Source organism: Streptacidiphilus jiangxiensis, assembly GCF_900109465.1.
GTDB classification, from domain to species: Bacteria; Actinomycetota; Actinomycetes; order Streptomycetales; family Streptomycetaceae; genus Streptacidiphilus; species Streptacidiphilus jiangxiensis.
In genome coordinates this window covers 164,807-177,282 of the sequence record NZ_FOAZ01000011.1, presented here as the reverse complement: position 1 = coordinate 177,282, position 12,476 = coordinate 164,807, and the positions used below count along the sequence as shown (strand labels likewise).

The 12,476-nt window shown below is 72.7% G+C and carries 10 protein-coding genes; 5 read left to right on the top strand and 5 right to left on the bottom strand.

The features are described 5' to 3' along the window. Positions 1-182 precede the first annotated feature (182 nt). A complete protein-coding gene (locus BMY61_RS21890) occupies positions 183-947 on the top strand; it encodes an ABC transporter ATP-binding protein (RefSeq protein ID WP_042449205.1) in 765 nt (254 codons plus the stop codon). Then, the gene (locus BMY61_RS21885; RefSeq protein ID WP_042449195.1) at positions 944-2,002 is read left to right on the top strand and encodes a hypothetical protein; all 1,059 of its coding nucleotides are present in this window, start codon (positions 944-946) and stop codon (positions 2,000-2,002) included. Before BMY61_RS21890 ends, BMY61_RS21885 begins: the two co-directional genes overlap by 4 nt. A gap of 13 nt (positions 2,003-2,015) precedes the next feature. On the opposite strand, the gene BMY61_RS21880 is transcribed toward BMY61_RS21885, so the two are convergent. The 3 genes from BMY61_RS21880 to BMY61_RS21870 form a co-directional block, all read right to left on the bottom strand. After that, complete coding sequence (locus tag BMY61_RS21880) at positions 2,016-2,822, bottom strand: Fpg/Nei family DNA glycosylase (RefSeq protein WP_042449192.1); 807 nt, start codon at positions 2,820-2,822, stop codon at positions 2,016-2,018. A gap of 22 nt (positions 2,823-2,844) precedes the next feature. Next, positions 2,845-3,330 (bottom strand): ribose-5-phosphate isomerase, encoded by a 486-nt coding sequence (locus tag BMY61_RS21875; protein WP_042449189.1) that lies wholly within the window; start codon positions 3,328-3,330, stop codon positions 2,845-2,847. 65 nt (positions 3,331-3,395) lie between these two features. Continuing rightward, entirely contained in the window at positions 3,396-4,001 is a 606-nt protein-coding gene (locus BMY61_RS21870; RefSeq protein ID WP_042449186.1) for a biotin transporter BioY, read from the bottom strand. Between the two features lie 269 nt (positions 4,002-4,270). Between BMY61_RS21870 and BMY61_RS21865 the strand changes: the two genes are divergently transcribed. Continuing rightward, positions 4,271-5,665 (top strand): amino acid permease, encoded by a 1,395-nt coding sequence (locus BMY61_RS21865; protein ID WP_042449183.1) that lies wholly within the window; start codon positions 4,271-4,273, stop codon positions 5,663-5,665. Positions 5,666-5,788: 123 nt separating this feature from the next. On the opposite strand, the gene BMY61_RS21860 is transcribed toward BMY61_RS21865, so the two are convergent. Further along, complete coding sequence (locus BMY61_RS21860; protein ID WP_042449180.1) at positions 5,789-6,427, bottom strand: mycothiol-dependent nitroreductase Rv2466c family protein; 639 nt, start codon at positions 6,425-6,427, stop codon at positions 5,789-5,791. Between the two features lie 183 nt (positions 6,428-6,610). On the opposite strand from BMY61_RS21860, the gene pepN reads away from it, so the two are divergent. Together pepN and BMY61_RS21850 are read left to right on the top strand one after the other, a co-directional pair. Continuing rightward, positions 6,611-9,199: an aminopeptidase N gene (gene pepN / locus BMY61_RS21855; RefSeq protein WP_042449177.1), complete on the top strand. Its 2,589-nt coding sequence runs from the start codon at positions 6,611-6,613 to the stop codon at positions 9,197-9,199. A 134-nt stretch (positions 9,200-9,333) separates the two neighbouring features. After that, on the top strand, positions 9,334-11,151 hold the full coding sequence (locus BMY61_RS21850; RefSeq protein WP_042449175.1) for an outer membrane protein assembly factor BamB family protein: 1,818 nt from the start codon (positions 9,334-9,336) through the stop codon (positions 11,149-11,151). A gap of 7 nt (positions 11,152-11,158) precedes the next feature. Here BMY61_RS21850 and BMY61_RS21845 read toward each other — a convergent pair whose 3' ends face one another. Then, complete coding sequence (locus tag BMY61_RS21845; protein WP_075004014.1) at positions 11,159-12,472, bottom strand: S8 family peptidase; 1,314 nt, start codon at positions 12,470-12,472, stop codon at positions 11,159-11,161. Positions 12,473-12,476: the final 4 nt, after the last annotated feature.

Sequence of the window (12,476 nt, the reverse complement as noted above, 5' to 3'; positions counted from 1 at the left end):
GCCAGCGGCCCGGTCCTGCGCGTCGCACCACGGTCCGACCCCGACCGTCGTACCTGGGTCCGTCATCCGGCCTCCGACTCTGCACCGTGGCCCGACGACCGGGAGCGCCTGCCCGACGGATCGTGGTGGGACTCGCCGACCGAGAAGACGAGTACACCGAGAACACCGAGAGGAGGAGCACGATGGCCGTCGTCATCGACGCCCCGGCGATCCGAACCGTGGGCCTGGGCCGCCGGTACCGGGGCCGTTGGGCGCTGGAGGACTGCACGTTGGACATCCCGGCCGGTCGCGTGGTGGGCCTGGTCGGCCCGAACGGGGCCGGGAAGTCGACGCTGCTGAACCTCGTCATGGGCCTGCTCGCGCCGAGCGCCGGGACCGTGGAGGTACTGGGCGACCGCCCCGGCACGGGCCCACGGGAGTTGGCCCGGGTGGGCTTCGTCGCCCAGGACGCGCCCGTCTACGCCCACCTGACGGTCGCCGACCACCTGCGGTTCGGCGCGCGGCTGAACCCGGGCTGGGACGACGCGTACGCGCGGCGCCGCGTCGAGGAGCTGGGCCTGGACCCGGCACGGAAGGCCGGACGCCTGTCCGGCGGACAGCGCGCACAGCTCGCGCTGACGCTGGCCGTGGCCAAGCGCGGCGACCTGCTGGTGCTCGACGAGCCGGCCGCGAGCCTGGACCCCCTGGCCCGGCGGGAGTTGCTGGAGAGCCTGGCCGAGGCCGTCGCGGACCGGGCGATGAGCGTCGTCCTGTCCTCGCATCTGGTGAGCGACCTGGAGCACGCCTGCGACCACCTGGTGGTGCTGAACGCGGGCCGCGTGCGACTGACCGGGGACATCGGCGTGCTGCTCGCCGAGCACCGCGCCGTGACCGGGAACCGCGAAGCGGACCTGGAGGAACTGGTGCTGACCCACCTGGGCCGCACGACGAAGGAGACGGCGAAATGATCTGGCTGACCTGGCGGCAGTTCCGTGTCCAGGCCCTGGCGGCCCTCGGCGCGGTCACCGCGGTGGCGGTGCTGTTCGCCGTCAGCCGCGGCCACCTGTCCGATCTGGCGCGGTCCGCCGGCCTGAACGGCTGCGCGGGCGCCGACGCCTGCGCGTCCGCCCGGGCCGACTTCTTCGACGGGGTGCAGGCCGACCGGCTCGCCGGTGTCCTCTTCTACGCCGGAGCGGTGCTGCTCTACCTGACGCCCGCGCTGCTGGGCCTGTTCTGGGGCGCTCCGCTGATCGCCCGGGAGGTGGAGGCGGGGACGTTCCGGCTGGCGTGGAGCCAGAGCACCACCCGGCGGAGCTGGCTGGCGGTCAAGCTGGGCTTGGTGGGCGCGGGTTCGGTCGTGACGGGCGGCCTGCTCAGTCTGGTCGTCACCTGGTGGGCCGGTCCGATCGACCGGGCTGCGGCGCTGCCGGCCGGGAGCCGGGCGGCGGGCCCGTCGTTGCCGGGCCGGTTCGCACCGCTGCTCTTCGGCGCGCGCGACCTGGTGCCCGTCGGCGCGGCGCTGTTCGCCTTCGCGCTGGGCGTCACCTGCGGCCTGTTGCTGCGCCGGACCCTGCCCGCGATGGCGGTGACGCTGCTGGTGCTGACGGCGGTCCAGGTGGCGCTGCCGATGACGGTCCGCCCGTTCTACGAGGCGCCGCTGCGCAAGACGGTCCCCCTGGTCGCGTCCTACGGCCACGACTTCTCGATGCGGATCGAGGGCGGCTCGGTCCGGATGGTGCAGTCCGTCGACGTGCCGGGCGCCTGGGTGATCTCGGTCGGCACGACGGACTCGGCGGGGCGGCCGTGGAGCGGGCCGGCGCCGCGGGTCTGCCTGGCACAGAACGCGACGCCGCAGCAGTGCCTCGGCGCGGTGAACGCGCTGCGGCTGGACCAGGTCGTCTCCTACCAGCCGGCGGACCGCTACTGGACGTTCCAGTGGATCGAGACCGCCCTGTACGCACTGGGCGCCGCGGCGCTGGCCGGGTTCTGCTTCGCACGGGTCCGCGCGCTGCGCCTCGACTGAGGGCCAGGTGGCGTCAGGCCTGGCAGCGCGGGCACCAGAAGAGGTTGCGGGCCGCGTGCGCCTCGGTGCGCACCTCCGTGCCGCAGACCAGGCAGGGCTGCCCGGTGCGCCGGTAGACGTAGACCTCGCCGCCGTGGTCGTCGACGCGGGGCGGGCGGCCCATCGCCTCGGGGGTGTGCTCGGGGCGGACGGTGTCGATGCGGTTGTTCCGGACGCCCTCGCGCATCAGCGGGCGCAGGTCACCCCAGATCCCGTCCCACTCGGCGCGGTCGAGGCTGCGGCCCTCGCGGTGCGGGTCGACGCCCTGCCGGAAGAGGACCTCGGCGCGGTAGACGTTGCCGACGCCGGAGAGCACCTTCTGGTCCATCAGCAGCGCGGCGATGGTGGTGCGGCTGCCGCTGATCCGTTTCCAGGCGGCGTCGCCGTTCTCCTCGGCGCGCAGCGGGTCGGGCCCGAGGCGAGCCTCGACCTCCAGCTTCTCGCCGGGGGTGATCAGTTGGCAGGTCGTCGGGCCGCGCAGGTCAGCGTGGGCGTCCTCGGAGGCGATCCGCAGCCGGACCTGACCGACCGGCTCGGGCGCGGGGCCGTGGCCCCAGAAGACCTTGCCGTACAGGCCCAGATGGATGTGGATCCACCGGGTTTCACCGAAGCCGAGGAAGAGATGCTTGCCCTTGGCGTCGGTCGCGGTCAGCTCGCGGCCGTCCAACTGGGCCGCGGCCTGGGCGAACGGGCCCTGCGGGCTGGAGACGGCAACGGCCTGGCCGCCGAAGACCCGGTGGTATTCGGCGGCCAGTCGGTGGATGGTGTGGCCCTCGGGCATCCCTGCGCTGCTGCTGCCGCGCTCAGCCCTGCGGGTGGTGGGCCGGGATCGGCGGGAGCTCGCCGGTGGTCTCGTAGTCCGACAGCATGTCGATGCGGCGGATGTGGCGCTCCTCGGCCGAGAACGGCGTCTCCAGGAAGGCCTGGAGGAAGGAGGTGGCCTCCTCCTCGGTGTGCATGCGGCCGCCGATGGAGATGACGTTGGCGTTGTTGTGCTCGCGACCCAGCTTGGCCGTCTCCAGGCTCCAGGCGAGCGCCGCGCGGACGCCCTTGACCTTGTTGGCGGCGATGGCCTCGCCGTTGCCGCTGCCACCGATGACGACGCCGAGGGCCTCCGAGTCCGCGGCGGTGCGCTCGGCGGCACGCAGGCAGAACGGCGGGTAGTCGTCGACGGCGTCGTAGATGTGCGGACCGCAGTCGATCGGCTCGTGCCCGGCCTCGGTCAGCCACTTCACGAAGTGCTGCTTGAGCTCGAAACCGGCGTGGTCGGATCCCAGGTAGACGCGCATGGCTGGATTATGTCAGCCCGCCGTCGGCGAGGCGCGTCAGCCCTGCCCGGCCCTGCCACGGGGGCCTACGAGACGCGGCGGCCCACGAGCTTCCAGGCGGCCGGGAGCAGGCCCATCGCGAAAGCGATCTTGATGGCGTCGCCGATCAGGAACGGGTAGAGGCCGAGCGAGGCGGCCTGGGCGAGGGAGACGTGCAGGGCCACCGCCAGCCACGGGACACCGACGGCGTAGATGGCCAGGTTGCCCAGCACCATGGCGGCCGCCGTCCGCAGCGGGCTGCGGTCCGCGCCGCGGCGGGCCAGCTCGCCGACGAGGGCGCCCGCGACGACGAAGCCCACGGCGTAGCCGATGGAGGCGCTCATACCCGACGCGCCACCCGCGAGCCACGGCACGCCCGCGATCCCGGCCACGAGGTAGAGCGCCAGCGAGGCGACGCCGCGGCGCGCGCCGAGGGCCGTGCCGACCAGCAGCGCGGCCAGCGTCTGCCCGGTCACCGGCACCGGCGAGCCGGGGACGGGCACGGACAGCTGCGCGGCCAGACCGGTGAACGCGGCACCGCCGAGAACGAGCGCGGCGTCGCGGACCAGCGCGCGGCCGCGGGTGGTCCCGGCGGCGGGCAGCAGGTCGGCGAGGACGGCGCCGGGGCGGACGATCGGTGCGGCGAGGCTCACGGCAGGGCTCCTGGGGACGGAAGAAGAAGTGAACGATCGTGAACCTATCGGCCGGGGCACTCGGCCGCTCAGTGCGCTTCCCACAAAACCGCAGGTCAGCGCTTGGCCGGGCTCGACGGTGGGGCGACGGGCCGCAGTCGCCCGAACGCGTTCGGTGATCATGTCGTTCGCATTCTGACCCGAAGGACCTTCTTCTCTGCCGAAACGGGCACGATCGACCGAATACTGAGCAAGTCGGTTCAGTATCCGAACAGCACCCTGCAGGACAGATGAGCACCACGACCGCACCACAGCAGTCCCAGCAGCAGTCCCAGCAACAGCCCGCCGCCGACGGCCTCTCACATGGCCTGCGACAGCGTCACCTTTCGATGATCGCCCTCGGCGGCGTCATCGGCGCGGGCCTCTTCGTCGGCTCCGGCTCCGGCATCGCCGCCGCCGGGCCCGCCGTCGTGCTGGCCTTCGCGGCCTCCGGCGTGCTGGTCATGCTCATCATGCGGATGCTCGGCGAGATGTCCGCGGCCCGCCCCGCCTCCGGCTCGTTCTCCGTGCACGCGGAGAAGGAGATCGGCGCCTGGGCCGGCTTCGCCTCCGGCTGGCTCTTCTGGCTGCTGCTCTGTGTCGGCGTCTCGGTGGAGGCCACCGGAGCGGCCGGCATCATGACCAACTGGCTTCCCGGTACCCCAAGTTGGATGTGGGTCGGGCTGTTCATGGCCTTCTTCTGCGCCAGCAACCTGGCCGCGGTGAAGAACTTCGGCGAGTTCGAGTTCTGGTTCGCCGCGATCAAGGTCGTGGCGATCGCCGGCTTCCTCGTCCTCGGCGTCCTCGCGATCTTCGGCGTCGTCGGCCGCGGCGCGCCCGGACTGGCCAACCTCACCGGGGACGGCGGCTTCCTGCCCAACGGCACCAACGGCCTGGTCACGGGCCTGCTGGCCTCCGTCTTCGCCTACGGCGGCCTGGAGACCGTCACGATCGCGGCGGCCGAGTCCGAGAACCCCGTGCGCAGCGTCGGCAACGCGGTGCGGACGGCGATGTGGCGCATCGCGCTGTTCTACGTCGGCTCGATGGCCGTGATCGTCACCCTGCTGCCGTGGAACGACCCGAACGTGGTCAGGAACGGTCCCTACGTCGAGGTCCTGAACCTGCTCGGCATCCCGGCGGCGGCACAGATCATGAACGTCGTCGTGCTGATCGCCCTGCTGAGCGCGATGAACGCGAACATCTACGGCTCGTCCCGGATGGCCTACTCACTGGTCCGGCGCGGCCTCGGCCCGCGCGCACTGGCGCGCGTCGACGGGGGCGTGCCCAGGATCGCCGTGCTGGCGTCCTCGGCCTTCGGCTTCTTCGCGGTGCTGCTCAACTTCTGGTGGCCGACGACCGTCTTCGCCTGGCTGCTGAACGCCGTCGGGGCGGCGGTTCTGGTCGTCTGGGCGTTCGTGTGCGTGGCGCAGCTGCGGATGCGGCGCCGCCTGGAGCGCGAGGCGCCCGAGAAGCTGACGGTGCGGATGTGGGGTTTCCCGTACCTGACGTGGGTGGCCCTGGCGGGGGTGGTCGGCGCGCTGGCGCTGATGCTGACCTCGCACGCGAACCAGGTCCAGCTGGCGACGACGCTGGCCGCGACGGGCCTGCTGTCCCTCCTCGGCCTGCTCTGGTCCCGCAGGCGGTAGTTGCACTATCTGGGGGCGCGGGGAACTGCGCGAGAAACCAACGGCGTGCGGATCGCCCTGCTCGATGAGGACCATCCGCATGTCAGTGGCTTGTCGCGCAGTTCCTCGCGCCCCTGAAAAACCTCAGTCGAAGATCGGGCCCTGGGTACGGGTCCGCTTGATCTCGTAGAAGCCCGGCGTCGAGGCGACCAGGATCGTGCCGTCCCAGAGGCGGCCCGCCGCCTCGCCCTTGGGGGCGGGGGTGACGACGGGGCCGAAGAAGGCGACACGCTCGCCCGTGGAGCCGGGGACCGCGATGACGGGGGTGCCCACGTCCTCGCCGACCAGGCTGATGCCCTCCTTGTGGGAGATCCGCAGCGCGTCGTCGTAGTCGGTGGAGTCCATCGCGTCGGCCAGCGACGTCGGCAGACCGGCCTCGCTCAGCGCCGCCTCGATCGTCGCGCGGTCACGCGGCTCGCCGCCGTTGTGGAAGCGGGTGCCGAGCGCCGTGTAGAGCGGGCCGAGGACGCCCTCGCCGTGCTGCTGCGCAGCGGCGATGCAGACGCGGACGGGCCCCCAGGCCTCGTCCATCAGCTTGGCGTACTTCTCCGGAAGGTCACGCCCCTCGTTCAGCACGGCGAGGCTCATCACGTGCCACTTGACCTTCACCGGGCGCTGCTTCTCGACCTCCAGCATCCACCGGGAGGTCATCCACGCCCACGGGCACAGCGGGTCGAACCAGAAATCGGCGGTGACGGGCGACTGGGGCGCGTCCACGGACATACATCTGCTCCCTTGGTCCTGCTTGTCCTGGTCTTCCGACATCCGGAGACCCCTCCCCTGCAACGCGCCCCCGGCCGTCACCATTCCCAGCACCACTCGGCGTGACAAGATGCCAGCACCACGATCCATGGTTCAGCGGCGCGACCACCCTCACCGCGCCCCGTCTGCACGAGGAGTACCGACGTGCCCGGCACCAATCTCACCCGTGACGAGGCCCGCGAGCGGGCCCGGATCCTCGCGGTCGACGGGTACGCCGTCGAGCTCGACCTGCGCAGCGCCCTCGGTGACAGCGGGCGGTTCCGCTCGCTCACCACGCTGCGTTTCCGCTGCTCCGAGCCGGGCGCGGACTCCTTCGCGGATCTGCTGGCGCCGCACGTGCGCAGCGTCACCCTGAACGGGCGCGAGCTCGACCCCGCCGAGGTCTTCGACGGATCGCGGATCGCGCTGCCGGGGCTGGCCGCCGAGAACGAGCTGATCGTCGACGCCGACTGCGCCTACAGCCACACCGGCGAGGGCCTGCACCGGTTCGTCGACCCGGTCGACGGCGAGGTCTACCTCTACACCCAGTACGAGCCGGCCGACGCCCGCCGCGTCTTCGCCAACTTCGAGCAGCCGGACCTGAAGGCGCCGTTCGCGTTCTCGGTGACCGCGCCCGCGCACTGGGAGGCGTTCTCCAACTCCGCCGCCACCGGCGCCCCCGAGCAGAACGACGACCGGTCGTTGACCTGGACCTTCGCGCCGACGCAGCGGATCTCCACCTACATCACCGCGATCGTGGCCGGTCCCTACCACGTGGACCGCGACCACTACAGCCGCGAGCTGCCGGACGGCACCACGCTGGAGATCCCGCTGGGCGCGATGTGCCGCAAGTCGCTGGCGCAGTACTTCGACTCGGACGAGATCTTCACCGTCACCAAGCAGGGCCTGGACTTCTTCCACGAGGAGTTCGACTACCCGTACCCGTTCGGCAAGTACGACCAGGCCTTCGTGCCCGAGTACAACATCGGCGCGATGGAGAACCCGGGCTGCGTCACCTTCCGCGAGGAGTTCATCTACCGCTCCAAGGTGACCGAGGCCGCCTACGAGAGCCGCGCCAACGTCATCCTGCACGAGATGGCGCACATGTGGTTCGGCGACCTGGTCACCATGCAGTGGTGGGACGACCTGTGGCTGAAGGAGTCGTTCGCGGACTTCATGGGCGCGTTCTCGCAGGTCGCCGCGACCAAGTACCAGGCCGGCTGGATCACCTTCGCCAACCGCCGCAAGGCGTGGGCCTACCGCCAGGACCAGCTGCCGACCACGCACCCGATCACCGCGGACATCCGCGACCTCGAGGACGCCAAGCTCAACTTCGACGGCATCACCTACGCCAAGGGCGCCGCCGTGCTGAAGCAGCTGGTCGCCTACGTCGGCCGGGACGCCTTCTTCGAGGGCGCGCGCCAGTACTTCAAGCGCCACGCCTTCGGCAACACCACGCTCGACGACCTGCTGGCGGTGCTCGCCGGGACCAGCGGCCGCGGCGCCGAGGCGATGAGCGAGTGGTCGCGCTCCTGGCTGCAGACGGCCGGCGTCAACGCGCTCACCCCCGAGCTGACCGTGGACGCCGAGGGCCGGATCACCGACTTCGCCGTGCTGCAGGACGCCGCCGCGGACCACCCGACGCTGCGCCCGCACCGCGTCGCCGTCGGCCTGTACGACCTCACCGAGGACGGCCGCCTGGTCCGCAGCAAGCGCGTCGAGCTGGACGTGCGCGCCGAGGCACGGACGGCGGTGCCGGAGCTCGTCGGAACCCCGCGCCCGGCGCTGGTCCTCGTCAACGACGACGACCTGACCTACTGCAAGATGCGCTTCGACGAGCACTCGCTGGAGACGCTGCGCACCTCACTCGGCGACATCGCCGACCCCCTCGCGCGCGCCCTGTGCTGGTCGGCGGTGTGGAACATGACGCGCGACGGCCTGATGCCGGCCCGCGACTACCTCGACCTGGTGCTGCGCTTCGCCGGCCGGGAGACCGACATCGGCGTCCTGCAGCAGGCCCACGCGCAGGCCCGGCTGTCGCTGGAGCAGTACGTCGCCCCCGAGGGCCGCGAGGCGGCTGCGCGGGCCGTGGCCGAGGGCGCGCTGACGGAGCTGCGTGCGGCACTGCCCGGCAGCGACCACCAGCTGGCCTGGGCCCGGTACTTCGCCCAGACCGCGAACGGCGACGCCGATCTGCGGCTGGTCGAGGGCCTGCTGGCCGGCACCGCCCGGATCGACGGCCTCGACGTCGACCAGGAGCTGCGCTGGGCGCTGCTGCAGACCCTCGTCGCGAGCGGCCGGGCCGGCGACGCCGAGCTCACCGCGGAGCTGCAGCGGGACAACACCGCCAGCGGCAAGCGTCTGGAGACCGCGGCGCGGGCGTCGGCCCCCGACGCCGCGACCAAGGCTCGCACCTGGCACGCCGTCGTGGAGACGGACGAGCTGCCGAACGCACTGCTGGAGGCGGAGATCGCCGGGTTCCAGCAGGCCTCGCAGCGCGAGCTGGTCGCCCCCTACGCGGAGCCGTACTTCGAGGTGCTGGAGAAGGTCTGGGCGGAGCGCTCGATCGAGATCGCGCTGCGCATCGTCAACGGCCTCTTCCCGCGCCTGGTCAGCACGGAGGCGACGCTCGCCCGCACCGACCTGTGGCTCACCGAGCAGGCGGACGCGGCCCCCGCGCTGCGCCGCCTGGTGCGCGAGTGCCGCGACGACCTCGCCCGCGCGCTGCGCGCGCAGGCCTGCGACGCGCGCTGAGTCTCCCGGTCCGCCTTTTGGAGGTGTTTCGCCCCCGTCTGTCCGATCCCGCTAGGGTGGACGGCCGGGGGCGTGGCGCTGCGCGCCTCCGCGTTGACTGAACGTCAGTCGACGGTGTCCGGGAGGCGCAGGCGATGACAGACCACAGTCCGGGCTCGGACGACGCGGACGACGACTACCGCCTGGCGGCGGGCACGCCGCCGGACGGCGGGACGGACGGCGGGAGCGGCGACGGGACCGAGGGCGCGACGGGTCGCGCGGCAGATGGCGGGGACGGCGGGCCGCCGCCGCAGCTGTCCGGGCAACCCGGTTGGTCCTACGCGCCGACGGAGTCGGCGTTCCCGCAGGTGCCGCGTCAGGCGGAGCAGCCCGCAGAGCAGTTCGCCGAGCAGGCCGTCGGGCTGGCCGCAGGGCAGTCCGCAGGGCAGGCCGTCGGACAACCCGCGTGGCAGTCCGGCGCACAAGCCGCCGGGCAGTCCGCCGGACGGACCGGATACGAGCCGGGCCTGTTCCAGCCGCCGGTTCCGGCTCCCGGCGGCCCACAGGTGCCGTGGCCGGCGCAGCCCCAGGCGCCACGGCTGTCGATGTCGCCCCCGCTGCCGCCGCTGCCGCCCCCGCCCACACTCGGTCGGCCGTTCACCGGCTCCCCTCGGCCCGCCGGGCCCCTCCGCGGACGTCGGCTCGCGGCGATCATCGCGGGCGGTGTCGCGCTCGCCGCCGTCGCCGTGACCGCCGTGGTGCTCACCTCCGGCGGCGGAGGCGCTACCGGTGACACCGGCGGCGACGGGCCGGACGTGCGGACACTGAGCGCCGCCTGGAGCCTGCCCGGCACCAGCGACGACCACCAGGTCGGCACCTGGGTCACCGCCAAGTACCTGGTCCGCGCCACGCAGTCCGGCGTCAAGGCGTACAACCTGGCCGACGGCACCCCCGCGTGGACCGCGCGGCCGCTCTCCGGTCCCGGCGTCCCCTGCGCCATGTCGCCCACGATCTCCGCCTCCGGCCTCGGCACGATCGGGTTCGGCCCCGACAGCCAGGACTGCTCCACGCTGGTCGGCGTCGACACCCTCTCCGGCAAGACCCTCTGGTCCACACCGCTGACCACCAAGGACCACACCGACGCCGTCCCCACCACGACCTTCCTGGACGGCCAGGTCGGCGTCATCGTCGACGCCACCGTCGTCGGCGGCGTCGACCTCACCGACGGACACGTCGTCTGGGGCTACAAGCCGCGCGGCCAGTACTGCAACGCCTACCCCTACGGCGGCGCCGGAGCTGTCGTCGTCGACGACTACTGCGCGGACGTCAGCCCCGCCTACACGGTGACCGCCTTCGACGCGGGAACAGGCCGACAGATCTGGCAGAAGCAGGGCACCGACCACGTCCAGTTCGGCTCGGTCGTCGGCGCCTCACCGGTCGTCGCCACGCTGACGGACGGCGCCGTCAACGTCTACGACCCCAGCGGCACCCCGCGCCCGCTCACCCTGCCCGGCGGCATCGAGCCCGGACTCCGCGCGGTGGGCGGCTCCGACAGCGGCGCGCAGACCGTCAACACCTCCACACTGCTGCTCCCGACGCGCCAACAGACGCCCTCCCGGGCGACCGTCACGGCCGTCAACACGACCACCGGGGCCACGTCCTGGACCTACGACGGCGACACCCACCAGGGCGCCGCCCTGGTCCACCCCCAGCAGGAGGCACCCTCGGGTGCCGGCAGCGGCGGCGCGGCGAAGCTGTACGCGATCTCGCTCGCCCCGGACTACACCGACACCGGCTCCCCCGAGCTGGTCACCCTGGACCCGGCGACGGGTCACTCGACGGTCCTGGCCAAGCTCCCGCCCAAGCCCAGCTCGTTCCTCTACACCACGGGCACGGTCTACGTCCTGCCCGACGGCCGCGTCCTGCTCGTCGCGGTCGACGGATCGGGAACGGCGGTCCGGCTCTTCCAGTGAGCGGCCCTCAACCGGTCGGCACGTTCCCGTCGCAGGCCGGCGGCGACGGGAACGCCGCGTCCGGCTGCTCCGCAGGTTCCTCGACAGGTTCCGCTCCCCGGCGGCGCCGACGGTCGAGGACGATCTGGCCCACGACCGCCACCCCGGCCAGCACGGCGAGCACCCCGTAGACCACGCCCCGGGGAATGCCGCCCGGGCCCGCGTCACCGAGCCACGTGCCGAACTGTGCTCCCGGCTCTGCTGCCGAGTGCGGCGCGGGCTGCCTCCCGCGCGCCGCGCCCCCACCGGCATCGGCGCCGGCACTGGCCTTCACCCAGGCCCCGCCCGTCGGATCCGTCGCCTGCGGCAGTGGCCCGGCCGCAGGACCCGCCGCGAGCACGCGACCCAGGTCCGGCCGGGCGATGCCGTGGCCGAGTGCCGGGTCGGACGCGGAAAGATCCGGGGACCGCACGGCCGTCTCGAGGATGTAGTCGATCGTCTGGCCCGCGGTCAGCTGCGGGTGGGCGGAGCGGTAGAGCGCGGCGATCGCCGCGACGACGGCCGTGGAGTCGCTGGTGCCGGTCGCCTCCACCACCTGGGTGTCACTGGCGGCACCGTCCCGGACCATGTGGACCCCCGGGGCGGCCACGGTGACCCCTCCCCTGTTCGAACCGCTCCACGGCCGGTGCCTCTCGTCGACCGCGCCGACCTTGACGACGCCCGGCCAGGACGCGGGGTACTCCTTACGTGTGGTTCCGTCATTCCCCGCCGCCGCCACCAGGACGACGTCGTGCTGCTCGGCGTAGGCGACCGCAGCCTCCTGCGCGGGCTCCGCCGAGGGGGTGCCGAGGGACAGACAGATGACCCGGGCACCATGATCCACGGCGTAGCGGATGGCCTGTGGCACGTAGTCCACGCCGAAGCCGACCTGCCCACTGCCCCCGATGCCGACCGGCAGGATCTTGGCGCCCGGCGCCAGCCCCATGACCCCGTCGGCGCCGTGCGAACCGCGACCATGGCCCGCGATGATGCTCGCCATCCCGGTGCCGTGTCCCTCGGCGGAGTGATCGGTCTGGCCGTTTCCCCCGAATGCGAAGTCGGTCCCCGGCAGCACCTGCCCCCGCAGGTCCATGTGCGACGCCCGGACGCCGGAGTCGATCACCGCCACGGTGACGCCCTTGCCGGTGCTGTGCGGCCACACCGTCTGCGGCGCCTGGTAGTCGGCGAGCATCCACTGCGCGTCGCGCGCCTGGTCCGCGTGCGCCGCCGGCGTCCATCCGGCACTCACGACCCCCGCGAGCGCCACCGCAACGAGCCCGCGCAGCGCACGACCAAAACCCATCCCG